This window comes from Streptomyces sp. NBC_01275 (assembly GCF_026340655.1).
In the GTDB taxonomy this organism is placed as follows: Bacteria; Actinomycetota; Actinomycetes; order Streptomycetales; family Streptomycetaceae; genus Streptomyces.
Genome location: NZ_JAPEOZ010000001.1, coordinates 8,010,018 through 8,030,005, shown reverse-complemented (window position 1 = coordinate 8,030,005; position 19,988 = coordinate 8,010,018). Strand labels below are relative to the sequence as shown.

Genomic DNA, 19,988 nt, shown 5'->3' with positions numbered 1-19,988 from the left:
GGTGCAGGCCGGTTCGGCCCCGCCGGCCCGATCCCCGTGCACCGGGCCGGCGGGCGTCGCGGTTACGGAGCGGTCAGCGGGCCGTACGCCTCGGGACGGCGGTCCCGGTAGAACTGCCAACGGTCGCGCACCTCGCGCAACTTGGCCATGTCGAGGTCGCGGACGACGAGTTCGCTCTCCTTGTCGCTGGCCACCTCGCCGACGAACTGGGCCTCCGGGTCCACGAAGTACGAGGTCCCGTAGAAGTCGTTGTCGCCGAGCTCCTCGACGCCGACCCGGTTGATCGCGCCGACGAAGTACTCGTTGGCGACGGCCGCCGCCGGCTGCTCCAGCTGCCACAGGTAGGCGGACAGGCCGCGCGAGGTCGCCGACGGGTTGAAGACGATCTCGGCGCCCTCCAGCCCCAGCGCACGCCAGCCCTCCGGGAAGTGGCGGTCGTAGCAGATGTAGACGCCGATCTTGCCGACGGCCGTGTCGAAGATCGGCCAGCCGACGTTCCCCGGGCGGAAGTAGAACTTCTCCCAGAAGCCCTTGACCTGCGGGATGTGGTGCTTGCGGTACTTGCCGAGGTACGAACCGTCCGCGTCGATCACGGCGGCGGTGTTGTAGAGGACGCCGGGCTGCTCCTCCTCGTACATCGGCAGCACCAGGACGATGCCGTGCTCCCTGGCGAGCGCCTGGAAGCGCTGCACGATCGGGCCGTCCGGGATCTGCTCGGCGTACTCGTAGAACTGCGGGTCCTGGACCTGGCAGAAATACGGTCCGTAGAACAGCTCCTGGAAGCACAGGACTTGGGCGCCCTGCGCGGCCGCGTCGCGGACCGCCTGCTCGTGGACCTGGATCATCGACTCCTTGTCGCCGGTCCAGGCCGTCTGGAAGATGGCGGCACGGATCACTCTGCTCATCGGGACCTCCGGTCGCTCGGTGTACGAGGAGCCTAGAAAGTCCGAAAGCAGGCTTTGAGTTGCACGGTGTCACGCCTGCGGGAGTCCGGCGTGCCACCGTGTCACGTCTTCCTCGACCCATGTTTCACCGCCGTTTTCGCAGGTCGTCGCATGTTTCAGGCCTGTTGCGCATCGTGCGCGAGAAGCGCGATGTGGACGGACGCGGCCTGTTCGAAGTCGTCGAGGTCCACGCCGAGGCGGCCCTCTATGGCCTCCAGCCTCCGGTACAGGGCGGGCCGGGAGACATGGTGGAGCTGGGCGGTGCGGGACTTGTTGCGGCCGGTGGCCAGATAGGTGCGCAGTACGGCGAGCAGGTCCTCGCCGGCCGCGCACAGCAGCCCGTCCAGCTCGCGCTCGGCGAAGGACTGCACATGCGGGTCGTCCCGCAGCAGCCGGATCAGGCCGCGCAGATGGACGTCCCGCAGGCGTACGACGGCCGGCAGGTCGAGGGCGGTCGAGGAGTCGGCCACGGCGTCCGCGACATGCTGGGCCTCGCGCAGTCCGGCGGGCACGTCGTCCCAGACGGTGCGCGGGTCGGCTGCGGCGACGACCGTGCGGGCCTCCCCGGACTCCGTCCTGAGCCGGGCCGCGAAGTGTGCGGCGAGCGCCTCGGCGTCCTGGTCGCGGGCGAGGCTGAGCAGCACGGCCGTGGCCCCGTCCGCGAGTTCGGCGACCAGGCCGGGCAGCCCCAACAGCCGCAGCGTCCGGTCGAGTTGCGCGGGGTCGCCGTCGCGTACGACGAGCGGGACGAAGGTGCGCCGGTTGACGGGGAGCCCGGCCGCCCGCGCGCGGGGCAGCAGCTGTCTGGCCGGTACGACGCCGGAGACCAGGTCGGTGAGCAGGCTCTGCGCGGACTGCTCCTCCCAGGTGTGGGCGGAGGCGCCGCCGAGCATGCGGTGCAGGACGAGGGCCTCGGCGGCCCGGTCGGCGAGCAGCCGTCCGCTCGCGGTGTCGCCCCGGTGGCCGCAGAGCATGATCTGCCCCCATCGCTCGCCGCGTCCGCCCAGCTCGGCGCGGATCCAGCCGTCGCCCTCGCTGCCGCCGGCCTGGCGGGCGATGCGCTCCCAGTCCCGCAGCACGTCGTCGACGGCCGACCGCTCCCCCGCCGTGGCCAGCACCCGGTGGGCGAGGTTGGTGACGACGACCGGGCAGGCGGCGTGCTGGGCGATCTCGTCGAGCAGCCGTTGCAGCGGCGCGCCCGCGGTGATCAGTCCGGTGAGCGCGGTCCGCACCGACTCCGACAGACTGACGGCGGCGAACTTCCGCCGCACGAGCCGGGACTGGACCTCCTCGGTCAACTCGGCGAAGGGGAACGGCCGATGGAGGACGATCATCGGCAGCCCGCACCGCTCGGCCGCGCGCCGCATCACGGCCGGCGGGGCCGGGAACGCCCGGCCCAGGCCGAGGACGACGGCGGCGGCCTCCGCGCGGTGCAGGGACCGGATGTACTCGGCCTGCGCGTTCTCGTCGCCGGCCAGCAGGACGCCCGTGGTGAGCACCATCTCGCCGCCGGTGAGCATCACGCCGACGTCGGCGGCCTCGGCGACGTGCACCCAGCGCACGGGCCGGTCGAGCTGGCTCGCGCCGGCCACCACCTCGGGCTCCCCGGCCAGCACCCGTTCCAGGGAGAGGACCTGACGGACCGACAGGGCGGGTTCCAGGGGCTCGACGGGCCCCCAGGGCTCCAAGGTGGCAGTCATGGCGATGTGATTCCCTTGCTCAGGACAGTGCTACTGCGTGCTCCTCAGCGCGCTTTCGAGGATCGCGGCGCCCTCCTCGGCCTCCGCGACGGTCAGCGACAACGGTGGGGCGACGCGCAAAGCACTGGTGTTGTGGCCGCCCCCCTTGCCGATCAGCAGCCCGTCCGTGCGGGCGGCCTCCAGCACGGCCGACGCCCGGTCCGGGTCGGCCTGGTCGGTGCCGGGCCGGGTGAGCTCGACGCCGATCATCAGTCCGCGCCCGCGCACCTCCCGTACGCCGGGATCCTGGGCGGCGACGGCCCGCAGCCGCTCGATGAGCAGTCCGCCGACGCGTCGGGCGTTGCCCTGGAGGTCGTGCTCCAGCAGGTAGGCGAGGTTGGCGAGGCCCGCCGCCATGGTGATCTGGGTGCCGCCGAACGTGGAGATGCTGTTGGAGTCCAGGCAGTTCATGATCTCGGCGCGGGCGATGACGCCTCCGATGGACATGCCGTTGCCGATGCCCTTGGCGAAGGTGACGATGTCCGGCGGACCGTGCTGCCCGTGCGCCTGCCAGCCCCAGAAGTGCTCGCCGGTGCGGCCCCAGCCGGTCTGCACCTCGTCGGCGATCCACAGGACGCCCCGCTCGGCCAGCACCTCGCGGAAGGCCGCGTACAGGCCGTCCGGGGGCGAGGTGAAGCCGCCGACGCCCTGGATCGGCTCGGCGATCAGCGCGGCGGGCGGGCGGGTGTGGCCGAGGAGGTCCTCGAGGTCCTCCACACAGGCCGCGATGAACGCGGCGTCGTCGAGCTCGGCGTACGGGCCGCGTCCGCGCACCCCGCCGTGCACGTACAGCGTCTGCAGCGGGGACAGGGAGGTCGGGGACCAGCCGCGGTTGCCGGTGATGCCGACCGCGCTGAAGGAACGGCCGTGGTAACTGTTGCGCATCGCCAGGATCGTGTTGCTGCGCCGGTAGGTCGTCGCCAGCAGCAGCGCCGTGTCGTTGGCCTCGGTGCCGGAGGTGGTGAAGAAGACGCGGGCGTCGGGGATGCCGCTGAGGTGGGCGATCCGCTCGGCGAGGTCGACCATCGGGCGGTTGAGGTAAAGGGTCGAGGAGTGGACGATCCGCCCGGCCTGCTCGCTCACCGCCTTGGTCACCTCGGGCAGGGCGTGCGCGGTCATGGTGGTGAGGATGCCGCCGAAGAAGTCCAGATACCTGTTTCCGGCGGCGTCCCAGACGTGCCGGCCCTCGCCGTGGGTGATCTCCAGCGGGTCCTCGTAGTAGAGGGCGAGCCAGTCCGGCAGGACGCCGCGGTGGCGGGCGTAGAGGTCGCTCACGGCTGCACCAGCCCTTCGTAGGCGTCGGGGCGTCGGTCGCGGTAGAAGGCCCACTGCTGCCGAACCTCCTCGACGAGATCGAGGTCGAGGTCGCGTACGAGAAGTTCCTCGTCCTTGTCGCTGGCGACCTCCCCGACGAACTTCCCGCGCGGGTCGACGAAGTACGACGTGCCGTAGAAATCGTTGTCGCCGTACTCCTCGACGCCGACGCGGTTGATGGCGGCGACGAAGTACTCGTTGGCGACCGCGGCCGCCGGCTGCTCCAACTGCCAGAGATGGGCGGACAGGCCGCGGTGGGTGGCGGACGGGTTGTAGACCAACTGGGCTCCGTTGAGCCCGAGTTGCCGCCAGCCCTCCGGGAAGTGACGGTCGTAGCAGATGTAGACGCCGACCTTGCCGACGGCCGTGTCGAAGACGGGCCAGCCCGCGTTGCCCGGCTTGAAGTAGTACTTCTCCCAGAAACCCTTGACCTGCGGGATGTGGTGCTTGCGGTATTTGCCGAGGTAGGAGCCGTCGGCGTCGATCACGGCGGCGGTGTTGTAGTAGAAGCCGGACTGCTCGACCTCGAAGACCGGGACGACGATCACCATGCCCGTCTCGCGCGCGAGCTCTTGCATACGACGCACGGTCGGCCCGTCGGGGACCGGCTCGGCCCAGCGGTAGTGCTCCGGCTCCTGGACCTGACAGAAGTAGGGAGCGTTGAAGACCTCCTGGAAACCGATGATCTTCGCGCCCTGGCGGGCCGCCTCGCGGGCGTGCTCCTCGTGTTTCGCCACCATGGACTCGGTGTCGCCGGTCCAGGTGGCCTGGACCAGTGCGGCACGTACGACGTTGGCCATGAGCTGCTCCTTCGACGGGACGTCAGAGCCTCTACGCCCGTAGACAAAGGCCGTAGAGGGATGAACGTAAGCCTCAGGGACGGGCTTGCCAAGACCATCGTCGTTAACCCGCTGAGTCGATCGCGTTTCACACCCCTGTGGGTGAGTCGCGTGGCGTACGGCGTAACGGGAGCCGCCGGTCAGGCCGTGAAGCCGGCCACCCGCAGGGCGTGGACCAGGTCCCAGTGGCGTTCCTCCGAGACGCCCCGGGCCGCCTGCAGCAGGAGGGGGACGAGGGACTGCGGGTCGGGGGCGACGCTGCGGGCCGCCTCCTCGGGGGTGCGGACCCGGACGTAGGCGTCGAGCAGCGCGCCGGCCTCACGGCGGCGGCCGTCCCCGACCAGGGCGAGCACGGCCTGCCCGATCTCGGCGGCGGGTCGGGCGACGCCCTGCCGCAGGATCTGCTCGCCGTCGGCCGTGCGCCCCACCGCGACCAGGGCGTCCGCCGCGGCGACCAGCCGGTCGGCGGGCAGCGAGGCGGCCTCCCAGAGCAGGGTCGTCCAGTCGGCGGTGAGCCCGGCGCGGCGCAGCTCGGCCGCGAGCAGCGGGATCCGGGCGGCGGGCCAGTACGCGAGCTCGACGAGCAGGGCGTGCGCCTCGCCGCTGCGGCCCTCGCCGCGCAGCCGCACCAGGTGCTCCACCGCCTCGACGGTCTCCCGCCGCGCCTGCGCGTCCAGCGGCTCCCGCTGCGGCTCCGACCGCGACGCCGCCTCCTCGGCTGCCCCGGCGAACCGCGCCCCGCGCGGAGTGCGCCGAGCCGCGGGAGCGGGCGCGGGCGCCACCGGCTCCGCGACCGGCGGTACGGCGACGGGGGCGGCCTCCTCCTCGGCCATCCCGGCGAAGCGGGCACTGCCGCGGCGACGCTTGCGCTGCTTGGGGAGGGGGGCGCTCGACGCGGGGTCCGGGGCGGGGGCCTCGGCGGCAGCCACGGCGGGAGTCGGCCCGGGGGCTGCCTCAGCGGCGGAGGGCTCGGTGTCGTATGCGGTTACCGTGGCATCTCCGGGACGGGCCGCGGTCGCGGCCTCTGCGCCGTACCCGGAGTCCGGGTGCGGCTCGGCGGCGCGGACCGGCTGCGCCCCCCGCCTCTGAGCGCTTCCCGGGTTCCGGTCCAACTCGGCCATCCGGTACCGGAGTTCGGCGCACCGTGCGGTGGCCCGTTCATGGTCGTCGTGGGCCCAGGCGAGGTCGAGGCGGATGGCGTCGGCCTCCTCCCGGGACGCCGCGGCGGCGAGCCGACGGCCCAGTTCGGCCTGGCGCTCGACGGCGTAGCGCTGCTCGCGGAGCATGACGTCGAGCCGGTCCCCGAGGGATTCCCGGCCGCCGGGACGGGCGTCGTAGGCGGCGAGGGCGGCGGAGTGCAGAGGCCTCACCTGCTGCGCCTCCTGCCCGGCGAGCGCGGTGCCGTACTCGCTGGAGAGGTCCTGCAACAGGGCTTCCACCACGTCCCAGGGGGGCACCTCGCGCCCTTCGAGACAGGCCTGCATGCCGTCGGGATCCCGTTGCCAGAACACCGCGCACCAGCCGGCGCCCTGGTCGAGGCGCGCCAGCAGTCCGTTCAGGTAGTTCGCGAACTCCCGCACCCTGCCCGGGAGTTGATCCACCGCCATCGCCCAACTCCTGCCAGACCGGAGATCCCCGAGTCGTAGAAAACACCAGCCGTGTTACAGCGCGGCTACGGATGGTTTTCAAAGCGGACGCGACGAGCTCATTGCGCGATCTTGACCATTGCGCGATCGGCCGTCGCGGGCGTCCGTCATGGGCCCCGACGTGGGCGCTCCCTCAGGCCGCCGGGGCCGGCACACACAGCCCGGCCAGCTTGTCCATCGACAGTCCGAGCGCGCGGGCGAGCGCGGCGACGGTGAAGAACGCCGGGGTGGGGGCGCGGCCGGTCTCGATCTTGCGGAGCGTCTCGGCGGAGATGCCCGCGCTCGCCGCGACCTCGGTCATGCTCCGGCCGCCGCGGGCCTCGCGGAGCAGTCGGCCGAGCCGTTCTCCGCGTTCGCGCTCTTCTGGGGTCAACGGGGTGCGCACCATGCCGCCATTCTAATACCGGCACAGAAACCGGTATAGTAATTGGCATGGTGGAACTGAAGACGAACACATCGATCGATGCCATGTACGAGGCGGGACAGGTCGTCGCCCGAGCCCTGACGGCGGTGCGCAAGGCCGCCGACGTGGGCGTGTCCCCGCTGGAGCTGGACGAGGTGGCGCACGACGTGCTGCGGGAGGCGGGCGCGAGCTCGCCCTTCCTCGGCTACCGCCCGTCCTTCGCGCCGACCCCGTTCCCGGCGGTGCTCTGCGTCTCCGTGAACGACGCGATCGTGCACGGCATCCCCACCGGTCAACCGCTGCGCGACGGCGACCTGGTCTCGATCGACTTCGGCGCGCAGCTGGACGGCTGGGTCGGCGACTCCGCCCTCACCTTCACCGTGGGCACGCCCCGCCCGGCGGACCTCCGACTGATCGACGCCGCGGAGCGCGCCCTCGCGGCCGGCATCGAGGCGGCGGTCGTCGGCAACCGCATCGGCGACATCGCCCACGCCGTCGGCGCGGTCTGCCGGGCCGGCGGCTACGGCATCCCGGACGGCTTCGGCGGCCACGGCGTGGGCCGGCACATGCACGAGGACCCGCCGGTCCCCAACGAGGGCCGCCCGGGCCGGGGGATGCGCCTGCGGCACGGCATGGTCCTCGCCATCGAGCCCATGCTGATCGCGGGCGGCGGCGACGGCTACCACGAGGCGCCGGACGGCTGGACCCTGCGGACGAACGACGGCTCCCGGGCGGCCCACGCGGAACACACGGTGGCCATCACGGACGCGGGCCCACGGATCCTCACCGAACGACGGTAGAACGGTTCCCTCCGGGGGCGGAGGCCGCAGGGGGGCGGGGCCCGAAGCTCCAGGAGCGGAGACCGCAGGGGGGCAGGGCCTGAAGCTCCGGGGGCATGGGGGCCATAGAGGCACGGGGGCCGAAGCGGGGCGTGGCGGGGAGCGGCGCAGGGCTGGGCGCGGGGCGGGGCGCAGGACGGGGGACGCGGGACGGGGCGTGGTGGGGAGCGGCGCGCAGGACGGGGCGCGGGACGGGACGCGGCGCGGGACGCGGCGCAGGACGCGGGACGGCGCAGGACGCGGCGCGGGACGCGGGACGGCGCAGGACGCGGGGAGCTCGTATCGGCGGGTGGCCGTGGGGCCGGGTGCCGCCGCGGCCGGCAGGACATGCCGCACCCGATCGATCGTGCCAAGGTGGTGTGACCGGCCGGCCCGGCCGAGGGCACCCGGCACCGCAGCGCAGCGCCCTGCACGTCCATCGAACGGAACGCCATGACCAGCGGCTTCACCAGCCCGGAGGGCAACGGCGACCCCTTCGGCGAATTCCTGGCCCGCTTCTTCGGCGGGCCCCGCCCCGGCCCCCGCCGGCAGATCAACATCGGCCAGCTGCTCAGCCAGCCCGCCAGGGACCTCGTGCGCGGCGCGGCCCAGTACGCCGCCGAGCACGGCAGCCGCGACCTGGACACCGAGCACCTGTTGCGCGCGGCCCTCTCCGCGGAGCCCACCCGCACGCTGCTCAGCCGGGCCGGCGCGGACCCCGACTCCCTCGCGACGGAGATCGACGAGCGTTCGGGCCCGGCCCAGCACCCGCCGGGCGAGGGACCCCCGCCGACCTCGCTCTCCCTCACCCCGGCCGCCAAGCGCGCCCTGCTGGACGCCCATGAGCTGGCGCGCTCGCGCGGCGCCGGGCACATCGGCCCGGAGCATGTGCTCAGCGCCCTCGCCTCGAACCCGGACTCCGCGGCCGGTCACATCCTCAACGCGGCCCGCTTCGCCTCCACCGGCATGCCGCCGGAGCCCCCGGAGGCCGACCGGGCCCACCCCGAGCGGCCGGGGCCCACCGGCACGCCCACCCTGGACAAGTACGGCCGCGATCTCACCGACCTGGCCCGCCAGGGCCGGGTGGACCCGGTGATCGGGCGGGACGACGAGATCGAGCAGACCATCGAGGTGCTCTCCCGGCGCGGCAAGAACAACCCGGTGCTGATCGGCGACGCGGGCGTCGGCAAGACCGCCGTCGTCGAGGGGCTGGCGCAGCGCATCGCGGACGACGACGTGCCGGACGTGCTCGGCGGACGCCGGGTGATCGCCCTGGACCTGACCGGCGTGGTCGCGGGCACCCGCTACCGCGGCGACTTCGAGGAACGCCTCAACAGCATCGTGGGCGAGATCAGCGCCCACTCCGACCAGCTGATCGTCTTCATCGACGAGCTGCACACCGTCGTCGGCGCGGGCGGAGGCGGCGAGGCCGGCTCGATGGACGCCGGCAACATCCTCAAGCCGGCCCTGGCCCGCGGCGAGCTGCACATCGTGGGGGCGACGACGCTGGAGGAGTACCGGCGCATCGAGAAGGACGCGGCGCTGGCCCGCCGCTTCCAGCCGATCCTCGTCCCCGAGCCGTCCGTCGTGGACGCGATCGAGATCCTGCGCGGCCTGCGCGACCGCTACGAGGCCCACCACCAGGTCCGCTACACCGACGAGGCGCTCGTCGCCGCCGTGGAGCTGTCCGACCGCTATCTCACCGACCGCCGCCTGCCCGACAAGGCCATCGACCTGATCGACCAGGCCGGCGCCCGGGTGCGGCTCGGCGCCCGCACGAAGGGCACGGACGTGCGCGCCATGGAGCGCGAGGTCGAGCAGCTCGCCCGTGACAAGGACCAGGCCGTCGCGGACGAGAGTTACGAGGAGGCCACCCGGTTGCGGGACCGCATCGTGCAGCTGAGGAAGCGCATCACGGACGTGACCGGCGAGGAGGCGGCCGACGAGGGACGGCATCTGGAGGTCACCGCCGAGGCCGTCGCCGAGGTGGTGTCACGGCAGACCGGCATCCCGGTCGCCAGCCTCACCCAGGAGGAGAAGGACCGTCTGCTCGGTCTGGAGGAGCGGCTGCACGAGCGGGTCGTCGGCCAGGAGGAGGCGGTGCGGGTCGTCGCGGACGCGGTGCTGCGCTCGCGCGCCGGGCTGGCCAGCCCGGACCGGCCGATCGGCAGCTTCCTCTTCCTGGGGCCGACCGGAGTCGGCAAGACGGAACTAGCCCGGGCGCTCGCCCAGGCGCTGTTCGGCAGCGAGGAGCGCATGGTCCGGCTCGACATGAGCGAGTACCAGGAGCGGCACACCGTCAGCCGTCTGGTGGGCGCCCCGCCCGGCTACGTCGGCCACGAGGAGGCCGGCCAGCTCACCGAGGCGGTCCGCCGGCATCCGTACTCGCTGCTGCTGCTCGACGAGGTGGAGAAGGCGCATCCGGACGTCTTCAACATCCTGCTCCAGGTCCTCGACGACGGCCGGCTCACCGACGCGCAGGGCCGCAGGGTGGACTTCACCAACACGGTCATCGTGATGACCAGCAATCTCGGCTCCGAGGCGATCATCCGGCGCGGCGGCGGCATCGGCTTCGGGTCGGGGAGCGGCGAGGGCGACGAGGAGGCGCGGCGCGAGCAGATCCTGCGGCCGCTGCGCGAGCACTTCCGGCCGGAGTTCCTCAACCGCATCGACGAGATCGTCGTCTTCCGTGAGCTGACGAGCGAGCAACTGCGGCAGATCACCGACCTGTTGCTGCAGAAGACGCGGCGGCTGGTGCACGCGCAGGGCGTCACGGTCGAGTTCGGCGACGCGGCCGTCGACTGGCTGGCCGAGCGCGGCTACCAACCCGAGTACGGCGCCCGGCCGTTGCGCCGCACCATCCAGCGCGAGGTCGACAACCAGCTGTCGCGGCTGCTGCTCGACGGCCGGGTGAAGGACGGCGACCGGGTGCGGGTGGAGGTCGAGGACGGGCGGCTCGCGTTCCGCACGCAGCCGCCCGACCCCGCCCCTGCCGCCGTCGAACTATGAGGCCGGGTACACGACCTGGGCCGAGCCGCCGCCGCGCCGTACGGTCTCGGCGGCGGCCAGCCACTTGCCGTTCGGCAGTCGCTGTACGCCGGTCGCCGCGCCGATCTCCGGGTTCAGCTTGAAGGAGTGCCCGATGGCCTCCAGCTGCTTGGCCACGTCGCTTCCGTACAGGCCGGGTTCGAGTTCGGTCTGGGCCGCGTTGCGCTGGCTGGCGCGGGGTGCGGCGATGGCGTCGACGAGGGGCAGTCCGCGGTCGAGGAACTCGGTGAGGGTCTGCAGCACGGTGGTGATGATGGTCGAGCCGCCGGGCGAACCGAGCGCCACGACGGGCTTGTCGTTCTTGTCCAGCACGATGGTCGGGGAGATCGACGACCGCGGCCGCTTGCCCGGACCGGGCAGGTTCGGGTCGTGCACGGCCGGGTTGGCCGGCGCGAAGGAGAAGTCCGTCAGCTCGTTGTTGAGGAGGAAGCCCCGGCCCGGGACGGTGATGGCGCTGCCGCCGGTCTGCTCGATGGTGAGCGTGTAGGAGACGACGTTGCCCCACTTGTCGGCGACCGTGAGATGCGTGGTGTTCTCGCCCTCGTAGGTCGTCGGCGCGGCGGTGCCGCCGGTGTCGCAGGCGGCCGGGTGGCTCGGGTCGCCGGGCGCGAGGGGGCTGGTGAGCACCGCGTCGTCCTTGATCAGGCAGGCGCGCGAGTCGGCGTACCTCTGTGACAGCAGCTGCTTCGTCGGCACGTCCTCGAAGGCGGGGTCGCCGAGCCAGCGTCCGCGGTCGGCGAAGGCGATCCGGCTGGCTTCGATGTAGCGGTGCAGATACTGCGCCTCGCTCGCCTTGGAAAGGTCCGTCTTCTCCAGGATGTTGAGCGCCTCGCCGACCGTCGTTCCGCCCGACGACGAGGGCGCGATGGAGTAGACGCCCAGGCCTCGGTACGACGTCTTGGTGGGCGCCTGGAGCTTGGCGCGGTAGGCGGCGAGGTCCTCGGCGGACAGCTTCCCGGGGCGGGCCTTCCAGCCGGAACTCGGGTCCACGGGCGGCTTGTTGACCGTGTCGACGATGTCCTCGCCCAGGTCGCCCCGGTAGAGCGCGGCGACGCCCTTGCGGCCCAGCTCCTGGTAGGTCCTGGCGAGCTCGGGGTTCTTGAACGTCGAGCCGACGACGGGGAGTTGTCCGCCGGGCAGGAACAGCTTCGCGGTGTCCGGGAAGTAGCGGAAGCGGGTCTCGTTGGCGGCGGTCTGGGTGCGGAAGGTGTCGTCGACGGTGAAGCCGTCGCGGGCGATGCGCTCGGCGGGTTCGAGCACCGCGGCGAGCTTTCTGCTGCCCCACTTCGACAGCGCGGTCGCCCATGTGGCGGGCGTGCCCGGGGTGCCGACGCCCAGGCCGCTGCTGACGGCGTCCGCGAAGGCGAGCGGCTTGCCGTCCTCCAGGAAGAGGCCGGAGTCCGCGGTCAGCGGAGCGGTCTCCCGGCCGTCGATGGTGTGCACCGCACGGGTCTTGGCGTCGTAGTAGACGAAGTAGCCGCCTCCGCCGATGCCGGAGGAGTAGGGCTCGGTGACGCCGAGGGCGGCGGCGGTGGCGACGGCCGCGTCGACGGCGTTGCCGCCCTTGCGCAGCACCTCGATGCCGGCCGCGGAGGCGTCCACGTCGACGCTGGCGACGGCTCCTCCGTAGCCGACGGCGACGGGGACCTTCTCGACTGCCGTGCTCCCGGCGGCGGGTGGCGCTGCCGCCCCCACCGACACCACGGCGGCGGATACCGCCAGCACCGACAGTTTCCGCGCGAGGGGGCGACGCATCAATACCTCCAGTCCAGGACCGTCCGCGCAGCGTAACCACATTGCCGGGGCCCCGACAGTCTCCTTCCGGGCACTGTCATACGACTGCCACACCTCGAACACGGGTACGTAGCGGTCATGCGGGCCCACTACTATGCGCGCCCATGAACGACGACCTGCGCAACATCGTCCTGGGCGTGGTCGCGGCCGGAATCAGCGCCGCGCTGGGCTGGCTCGCCCGTACGTACCTGTGGCGGCGGAAGCTCCGCCGCAAGCAGGCCTTCTTCGGGCTGCCGGAGAACTCGGAGTGCCTGCTCGTCGTCAACCGCGACGCGGGCAGCGCGGACCTGGCGGTGCACCGGCACGACGTGTTCGCGCTCCTGGAACTCGCCGCGCTCATCAAGGACTGCGGCGCGGGCGCCGAGGTCGTCACCCAGGACACGGCCCGTCAGGGTTTCGGGGAGCGAACGGAGTTCTGCGTCGGCGGGCCGGGATCGAACCGGCGCATGGCGGCCCACATCCAGGCCATGCTGCCCGGGGTGCGGGTCAACACCGACCGCGAACCGAGCCCGGACCGGCTGGCGTTCCAGGTCGGCGCCGAGCACTACCGCATGGACGCGGGCGTCACCGAGTTCGTTCTGCTGGCCCGGCTCACCGCCGGTCAACGGCGGGAGGCGCGGCCGGTGTTCCTGTTCTGCGGCCAGCGCGCGATCACCAACCAGGCCGCCACCCGCTATCTCGTCCGCAACCACGAGCGGCTGGCCCGCAAGCACGGGAACGGCTCGTTCGTCCTGCTCCTGAAGGTGATCAACTCCCAGGCGTACGGCCCCGACGTCGTGGAGCTGGTCGAGGACGTGACGCGGGCGGCCCAGGCGCCCCTGCCGGCCACAACAATCGTTACTGCCACGTAACTTACCGGCGGGTTACCTCCAGTAAGACATCCCGGTTACCGTCGGGTCACTTTGCACTGAGGAACTGTGCGCCGACGCACGTCGAGGAGTGACCCGTGGGACACCGCAAGGCCTTTCGCACGACCGCCGCGGGCGTCGTCTCCGCGTCCCTGATCGCGGGCGGCGTCCTCGGCCTCGCGCCCGCCGCACAGGCCGCGCAGGACGCTGCGAGCAGCGTCCGGTACGTCGACATCGCCGGGGACGGCGGCACGGTCCTCAAGGCCAACGTGGTCACGCCGGCCGGCGCCGACGCCCTCCACCGCCACCCGTTGATCGTGCTCCCCACGAGCTGGGGCTTCCCGCAGGTCCAGTACCTCGCACAGGCACAGAGACTCGCCGAATCCGGTTACGTCGTGCTCAGTTACAACGTGCGGGGCTTCTGGCAGTCGGGCGGGGAGATCGACGTGGCGGGTCCGCACGACGTGGCCGACGCCTCCAAGGTCGTCGACTGGGCCCTCGCCAACACCCCTGCCGACGCACGGCACATCGGCATGGCGGGCGTCTCCTACGGCGCGGGCATCAGCCTGTTGGCCGCCGCCCACGATCCGCGGATCAAGGCCGTCGCCTCGCTCAGCGGCTGGGGCGACCTGATCGACTCGATCTACTCCGGCCGCACCCAGCACGTCCAGGCCGCCGCCCTGCTCGACGGCGTGGGCACGGTCGTCGGCCGCCAGAGCGCCGAGTCCCGGGACGTCTTCTCGGCTTTCTACGCCTCCGACCTGTCCCGGGAGCAGGACATCCTCGCCTGGGGGAAGAAACGTTCACCCGCGACCTATCTGGACCAGCTCAACCACAACGGCGCGGCGGTGCTGCTCGCCGGGGCCTGGGGCGACACGATCTTCCCGCCCAACCAGTCCGTCTCCCTCTACGAGAAGCTGACCGGCCCCAAGCGACTGGAGCTGCGCCCCGGCGACCACGCCACCGCCGAGCTCACCGGTCTGTTCGGTCTGCCCAACGACGTGTGGACCGACACCGGGCGCTGGTTCGACCACTACCTCAAGGGCGTGGACAACGGCGTCGACCGGGAACAGCCCGTCCAGCTCAAGTCCCGTTCCACCGACGGCTACGAGGGTTACCCCGACTGGAAGTCGGTGAACGCCCACCGTACGAAGATCGCCCTCGCGGGCACGACCACGATCCACACGAACGTCGACTCGGGCGCGGACGGCGGGATCGTGTTCCTCTCCAGCATCCTCGACCAGGTCGCGCGGGTGCCCCCGGTGGCCCCGATCCCCCTGCTCCCCCGCCGCTGGGCGGCCGTATGGCAGTCGGAGCGGTACACGACGGCCCAACAGGTGCGCGGCACCGCCGTGTTGCACACCACGGTCACCCCGACCAAGGAGAGCGGCACCCTCGTCGCCTATCTGTACGACGTGGGGCCGCTCGGCCTCGGCAAGCTGGTCGCCGACGCGCCGTACACCTTCCACGGGCTCACGCCCGGCAAGCCGTTCGGCCTCGGCCTGGAGCTGTTCTCCACGGCCTACGACGTCCCGGCAGGGCACCGACTGGCCCTGGTCGTCGACACGGTCGACCCGCTCTACATCGAGCACAACCCGTCCGGCGCGCAGCTGACCTTCTCCTCGCCGGCGAACGACCCGTCGTACGTGTCGATTCCGCTGCGCGAGCAGTGATCTCCGGCCGCTGCCGGGCGGGTACGGCTCCGTGACTGCCGCCCCCGGGAAAACCCAGGGTCCCAGGGTCGCACACCCGTCGCTCAGTGCTTCAGGATCTTCGAAAGGAAGTCCTTGGCCCGGTCGCTGCGCGGGTCGGTGAAGAACTCCTCGGGGGTGCGGTCCTCGACGATGCGGCCGTCGGCCATGAACACCACGCGGTTGGCGGCCGAGCGGGCGAAGCCCATCTCGTGGGTGACCACGACCATGGTCATGCCGTCCCGGGCCAGTTGCTGCATGACCTCGAGGACCTCGTTGATCATCTCGGGGTCGAGGGCGGAGGTGGGCTCGTCGAACAGGAGCGCCTTGGGGTCCATGGCGAGGGCGCGGGCGATGGCCACGCGCTGCTGCTGCCCGCCGGAGAGCTGTGCGGGGAACTTGTCGGCCTGGGAGATCAGGCCGACCCGGTCCAGGAGTTCACGGGAGCGCCGGTCGGCCTCGTCCTTCTTGCGCTTGCGGACCTTCGTCTGACCCAGCGAGATGTTCTGCAGGACCGTCTTGTGGGCGAAGAGGTTGAACGACTGGAAGACCATGCCGACGTCGGAACGCAGCCTGGCGAGGTCCTTGCCCTCCTCGGGCAGCGGCTGTCCGTCGAGCGTGATCGAGCCGGACTGGATCGGCTCCAGCCGGTTGATCGCACGGCACAGCGTCGACTTCCCCGACCCCGAGGGGCCGATGACGACGACCACCTCCCCCCTGCCGACGGTGAGGTTGACGTCCTGCAGGACATGCAGCTCCCCGAAGTACTTGTTGACGTCTCGCAGTTCGATCAACGGATCGACGGCCATTCGCAGCCCTACTCACTTCTCAGCTGTGTCGTGGTTGCCGCAAACTATCCACATAAGGCTGACGTGAAGGCCCGACACGCACTTTCAGGGCATTAGCCGTATTTACGGGGCATTCGCGCCCATGTTCCCAGGCCGGCGCTCAGATCGGCGCTCAGGCCTCGGCGACCTCGCCGTACAGCTGGGACAGCTCGGGAACGCCGTTCGCGGCCCATTCGTGCCCGGCCGTCACGACGTCGAACTCCCGGCCGGACGCCAGCCGGACGACCGGCTGCCCGCCCGGCCAGACCTCCCAGACGGCGCCGGGCACGCTGCGCACGATGACCGTGCCCAGGTAGAGGCCGGCGTCGTTGCCGAGCCAGGGCAGGATCTCCTCGTCGTCGCGCCAGCGCGGCAGCAGCTGGTCCAGCGCCTCCAACGAGGCGGCGGTGTCGTCGAGTCGGATCCCCGTCAGGGCCGCCTGGGAACGCAGCAGCTCGCATTCGGAGAGGAGTGCGGCCACCCCCTCGGGGTCCGCGGTCAGCACCGCTTCACCGTGCTTCTTGCGCTTGTTGCCCAGGAAAGGGATGTTCATAAGCCCAGCGTGACATTCGCACCGACGTGCGCACCACAGGCGCGCGGGCAAGCGCTTCCGGTCGAATGTCCGCGCCCGCCGCGCATGGCGCGTTGACCGGCGCGTTCCGGCTCCCTAGCGTCGCGAGACGCTGCTGATCATCGGCCGGTGCGGGAGGAGTCGGTACGTGCGCCGAGGTGTCCGGGGTCTCCCCGGGGTGGGCCCCTTCCTGATGGTCCCGATCGTCCTGCTCGCGCCGTTCCTCGCGCCCCCGCCCGCGCGGGCCGCCGGACCGCTCCCGCTGGAGGCGCTCTACGACAACACGGCCGTCGGCGACGACGCCCGTCCGGGGACCGCGGACCTGGACGGCACGGGCGCCTCGCTGTCGGCGCGGGACCTCACGGCGGCGGGCTGGACGCCGGGCCGGGCGCCGACCGTGCAGGGCGCCCGGCTGCGCTGGCCGCGCCGCGCGCCGGGCGTCCCCGACAACGTGCGCGCCGCCGGACAGTCCGTCCGCCTCGCCGGCCGGGGCGACGCCCTCGCCTTCCTGGTCACGAGCACCGGCGGCGCCGAAGCCGGCGGCCCGGGAACCGTTCAGTACACCGACGGCTCCCGCTCCCCCTACCGGCTGACCGCCCCGGACTGGCGCACCGGCCCCCTCGCCACCCGGGCGCTCGCCCTGCCGCACATCACCACCCCCGCCGGCCAACTCACCGAGAAGGCCCGCCTGTACGTCGTGACGGTCCCGCTCGCGCGGAGCCGCGAGATCGCCTCGGTACGGCTCCCCGTGGCCCCGGACCTGCACGTGTTCGCGCTCTCCCGGCGCAGCGCGGCGCCGCCGGGGTGGACCGGGAGCTGGGCGACGGCGACGTCCGGGCATCCGGCCGTGGGGCCGTGGACCGACCGGACGCTGCGCCTGGTGGTGCACACGTCGGCGGGCGGTCCGCGGGTGCGCCTGCGGTTCGAGAACGCTTTCGCCTCCGCTCCGCTGCGTATCGGCGGTGCGACGGTGGCGGTGCGGGCGGCCCCGGGCCCGGAGGCAGCCGCGGGGACGCCTGCGGGGGCGCGGGGCGTGCCACGGCGGCGGGCTCACGGCGGCGCGGCGGCGCACGGCACGCCCGTGCCGCTGTCCTTCGGGGGCGCGGCGGGCGTCGAGGTGCCCGCGGGGGCGCAGGCGGTCAGTGATCCGCTGGCCTTCGCGGTGCCCGCGGGCGCCGATCTGCTGGTGAGCTTCCACCTCCCCGGCACGGTGGCCTCGGCGCCCGTGCACGGGCTCGCGGTGCAGCGGTCGTACGTCAGCGAGCCTGGCGACCATACGGCGGACGCGGGCGGGACGGCGTACACCTCGACGGTGACGAGCTGGCCGCTGCTGACCGGAGTGGACGTGGGCGACGGCGTCGGGGCGGTGGCGCTGCTCGGGGACTCGATCACCGACGGGTCCCGGTCGACGACGGACGCGAACCGGCGGTGGCCGGACGCGCTGGCCGCCCGGCTGCGCCGACAGGACGCGGTGCCGCGCTACGGCGTGCTCAACGTGGGGATCTCGGGGAACCGGGTCGTCGCCGACCGCTATCCCGGTGACGGGGTCTCGAAGGATCTGGCCGGGGTGAGCGCGGTGCACCGGCTCGACCGTGACGTGTTCGCGCGGACCGGGGTGCGCACGCTGGTCGTGTTCGAGGGCATCAACGATCTGGGGGACGGGACGCAGGCGGCGCGGGTGATCGAGGGGCTGCGGGAGATCGCCGTGCGGGCCCGGGAGCGCGGGGTGCGGGTGCTCGGGGCGACGCTGCTGCCGTGCGGGGGCGCCACGCGGTGCACGGCGGCGGTGGAGGCCGAGCGGGCCGTGGTGAACGCCTGGATCCGGGAAGCCGACGCCTTCGACGGCGTCCTCGACTTCGACCGCGCCCTGCGCGACCCCGCGGCCCCCGCCCGCCTGCTGCCCGCGTACGACAGCGGGGACCATCTGCATCCCGGGGACGCGGGGTACGCGGCCCTCGCGCAGGCGGTCGACCTGAAGCTGTTGTGAGGACCGTCCGCGGAGCGGTGAGGGCTGCTGAGGGCTATACGTCCAGGTCGACGACGACCGGTGCGTGGTCGGAGGCGCCCTTGCCCTTGCGCTCCTCGCGGTCGACGTAGGAGTCCTCGACCGCCTTGGCGAACGGCTCGTTGCCGTAGACCAGGTCGATGCGCATGCCGCGGTTCTTGGGGAAGGCGAGCTGGCGGTAGTCCCAGTACGTGTACGGGTGGTCGTACTTCAGGGGGCGCGGCACGACGTCGGACAGGCCCGCCTCGCGCAGAGACGTCAGGGCGGCGCGCTCGGCGGGGGTGACATGGGTGAGGCCCTCGAAGGCGGCCGTGTCGAAGACGTCGTCGTCGGTCGGGGCGACGTTGTAGTCGCCCAGGACCGCGAAGGGGCGGCTGCCGGTCGCGTCCCCGGCGACGGCGGCCTTGAGGGCCTCGAACCACTGGAGCTTGTAGGCGTAGTGCGGGTGGTCGACCTCCCGGCCGTTGGGCACGTACACCGACCAGACGCGCACCGGGCCGCAGGTCGCGGAGATCGCGCGGGGCTCCTGGGCGCCCTCGTAGCCGGGGTCGCCTGGCAGGCCCTTGACGACGTCCGCCAGGCCCACGCGGGAGAGCACCGCCACACCGTTCCACCGGCCGGTCGCGTGGACCGCCGACTCGTAGCCCAGCTCGCGCAGCTGGTCGACCGGGAACTGGGCCTCGGCGACCTTGGCCTCCTGCAGGCAGAGCACGTCGGTGCCGCTGCTCTCCAGCCAGGCCAGGAGCCTCGGGAGACGGGCGGTGATCGAGTTCACGTTCCAGGTCGCGATGCGCATGCCTCACAACCTACCGGGCGCCTCTGACAGTCAGACACTCACAGGACCGTGGCCTCCCCCGGCGCCAGCCGCAGGTGCTCCGCGCCGCCGAGGGCGCCGATCTGGTGGTCGTAGATCGGGCGGGCGAGGTCGGTGAGGAGGGCGTCGTGGATGTCGTAGGCGCGCTGGGGCTTGAGTTCGCGGACGTAGTCGATGACCTCGGAGATCTTGCTCCAGGGGGCCATGACCGGGAGCATCAGCGTCTCGACGGCGTGGTCGGGGACGGTGAGGGCGTCGCCGGGGTGGAAGACGCGGCCGTCGTCGACGAGGTAGCCGACGTTGGTGATGCGCGGGATGTCCGGGTGGATGACCGCGTGCAGTTCGCCGTGGACCTGGACGTCGAAGCCCGCGGCGGTGAAGGCGTCGCCGTGGCCGACGGTGTGGACGCGGCCGGGGAAGGCGGCGGAGATCTTCTCCGCGACCGACCTCAGCGTCCAGATCTCGGCCGCGGGGTTCGCCTCGAGACCCGCCCGCAGCCGCTCCTCGCTGAAGTGGTCGAGGTGCTCGTGCGTGACCAGGATCGCGTCCGCGCCGAGCGTGGCGTCCTCCTCGGTGAAGGCGCCCGGGTCGATGACGAGTGTCCGGCCGTCCTTCTCGAGACGGATGCAGGCGTGCGACTTCTTCGTGAGCTTCATGGGTCCATCCTGCCGTCCGCGCCCGGTGCGC

Annotated in this window: 16 protein-coding genes; 5 read left to right on the top strand and 11 right to left on the bottom strand. The window is 72.4% G+C overall.

The window, feature by feature from the left end:
* Nucleotides 1-62: 62 nt before the first annotated feature.
* The 6 genes from OG562_RS35195 to OG562_RS35170 all read right to left on the bottom strand — a co-directional run bounded on the left by OG562_RS35195 (nucleotide 63) and on the right by OG562_RS35170 (nucleotide 6,870).
* Nucleotides 63-905: a nitrilase-related carbon-nitrogen hydrolase gene (locus tag OG562_RS35195; RefSeq protein WP_266405358.1), complete on the bottom strand. Its 843-nt coding sequence runs from the start codon at nucleotides 903-905 to the stop codon at nucleotides 63-65.
* A gap of 155 nt (nucleotides 906-1,060) precedes the next feature.
* Complete coding sequence (locus OG562_RS35190) at nucleotides 1,061-2,644, bottom strand: PucR family transcriptional regulator (protein WP_266405356.1); 1,584 nt, start codon at nucleotides 2,642-2,644, stop codon at nucleotides 1,061-1,063.
* A 30-nt stretch (nucleotides 2,645-2,674) separates the two neighbouring features.
* Nucleotides 2,675-3,958, bottom strand: a complete 1,284-nt coding sequence (locus OG562_RS35185; protein WP_266405355.1) for an aspartate aminotransferase family protein — start codon at nucleotides 3,956-3,958, stop codon at nucleotides 2,675-2,677.
* Complete coding sequence (locus OG562_RS35180; RefSeq protein WP_266405354.1) at nucleotides 3,955-4,797, bottom strand: nitrilase-related carbon-nitrogen hydrolase; 843 nt, start codon at nucleotides 4,795-4,797, stop codon at nucleotides 3,955-3,957. The genes OG562_RS35185 and OG562_RS35180 overlap by 4 nt, the downstream gene beginning before the upstream one ends.
* A 179-nt stretch (nucleotides 4,798-4,976) precedes the next feature.
* Nucleotides 4,977-6,443, bottom strand: coding sequence for a hypothetical protein (locus OG562_RS35175; RefSeq protein ID WP_266405353.1), 1,467 nt, complete (start codon nucleotides 6,441-6,443; stop codon nucleotides 4,977-4,979).
* Nucleotides 6,444-6,615: 172 nt separating this feature from the next.
* A complete protein-coding gene (locus tag OG562_RS35170; protein ID WP_266405352.1) occupies nucleotides 6,616-6,870 on the bottom strand; it encodes a helix-turn-helix domain-containing protein in 255 nt (84 codons plus the stop codon).
* Between the two features lie 44 nt (nucleotides 6,871-6,914).
* Between OG562_RS35170 and map the strand changes: the two genes are divergently transcribed.
* Complete coding sequence (gene map, locus OG562_RS35165; protein ID WP_266405351.1) at nucleotides 6,915-7,685, top strand: type I methionyl aminopeptidase; 771 nt, start codon at nucleotides 6,915-6,917, stop codon at nucleotides 7,683-7,685.
* A 471-nt stretch (nucleotides 7,686-8,156) separates the two neighbouring features.
* Entirely contained in the window at nucleotides 8,157-10,712 is a 2,556-nt protein-coding gene (locus OG562_RS35160) for an ATP-dependent Clp protease ATP-binding subunit (protein WP_266405350.1), read from the top strand.
* Here the strand turns inward: OG562_RS35160 and ggt are convergent.
* Nucleotides 10,707-12,506, bottom strand: a complete 1,800-nt coding sequence (gene ggt, locus OG562_RS35155) for a gamma-glutamyltransferase (RefSeq protein WP_266405349.1) — start codon at nucleotides 12,504-12,506, stop codon at nucleotides 10,707-10,709. The two genes, OG562_RS35160 and ggt, sit on opposite strands and share 6 nt — an antisense overlap.
* A 143-nt stretch (nucleotides 12,507-12,649) precedes the next feature.
* Here ggt and OG562_RS35150 point away from each other — a divergent pair, with 143 nt between their 5' ends.
* Together OG562_RS35150 and OG562_RS35145 are read left to right on the top strand one after the other, a co-directional pair.
* Nucleotides 12,650-13,396 carry a hypothetical protein gene (locus OG562_RS35150; protein ID WP_266405348.1) on the top strand — a complete coding sequence of 249 codons (747 nt, stop codon included), beginning with the start codon at nucleotides 12,650-12,652 and terminating at the stop codon, nucleotides 13,394-13,396.
* Between the two features lie 95 nt (nucleotides 13,397-13,491).
* Nucleotides 13,492-15,066, top strand: a complete 1,575-nt coding sequence (locus OG562_RS35145) for an alpha/beta fold hydrolase (RefSeq protein ID WP_266405347.1) — start codon at nucleotides 13,492-13,494, stop codon at nucleotides 15,064-15,066.
* Between the two features lie 83 nt (nucleotides 15,067-15,149).
* On the opposite strand, the gene OG562_RS35140 is transcribed toward OG562_RS35145, so the two are convergent.
* Both OG562_RS35140 and OG562_RS35135 read right to left on the bottom strand, forming a co-directional pair.
* Complete coding sequence (locus tag OG562_RS35140) at nucleotides 15,150-15,893, bottom strand: amino acid ABC transporter ATP-binding protein (protein WP_266405346.1); 744 nt, start codon at nucleotides 15,891-15,893, stop codon at nucleotides 15,150-15,152.
* Between the two features lie 151 nt (nucleotides 15,894-16,044).
* Nucleotides 16,045-16,464 (bottom strand): DUF6278 family protein, encoded by a 420-nt coding sequence (locus OG562_RS35135; RefSeq protein ID WP_266405345.1) that lies wholly within the window; start codon nucleotides 16,462-16,464, stop codon nucleotides 16,045-16,047.
* Between the two features lie 211 nt (nucleotides 16,465-16,675).
* Here OG562_RS35135 and OG562_RS35130 point away from each other — a divergent pair, with 211 nt between their 5' ends.
* Complete coding sequence (locus OG562_RS35130) at nucleotides 16,676-18,469, top strand: SGNH/GDSL hydrolase family protein (RefSeq protein ID WP_266409685.1); 1,794 nt, start codon at nucleotides 16,676-16,678, stop codon at nucleotides 18,467-18,469.
* A 34-nt stretch (nucleotides 18,470-18,503) separates the two neighbouring features.
* Here the strand turns inward: OG562_RS35130 and OG562_RS35125 are convergent, their stop codons facing one another.
* The gene (locus OG562_RS35125) at nucleotides 18,504-19,283 is read right to left on the bottom strand and encodes an exodeoxyribonuclease III (RefSeq protein ID WP_266405344.1); all 780 of its coding nucleotides are present in this window, start codon (nucleotides 19,281-19,283) and stop codon (nucleotides 18,504-18,506) included.
* A 38-nt stretch (nucleotides 19,284-19,321) separates the two neighbouring features.
* Entirely contained in the window at nucleotides 19,322-19,957 is a 636-nt protein-coding gene (locus OG562_RS35120; RefSeq protein WP_266405342.1) for an MBL fold metallo-hydrolase, read from the bottom strand.
* Between the last annotated feature and the right edge of the window lie 31 nt (nucleotides 19,958-19,988).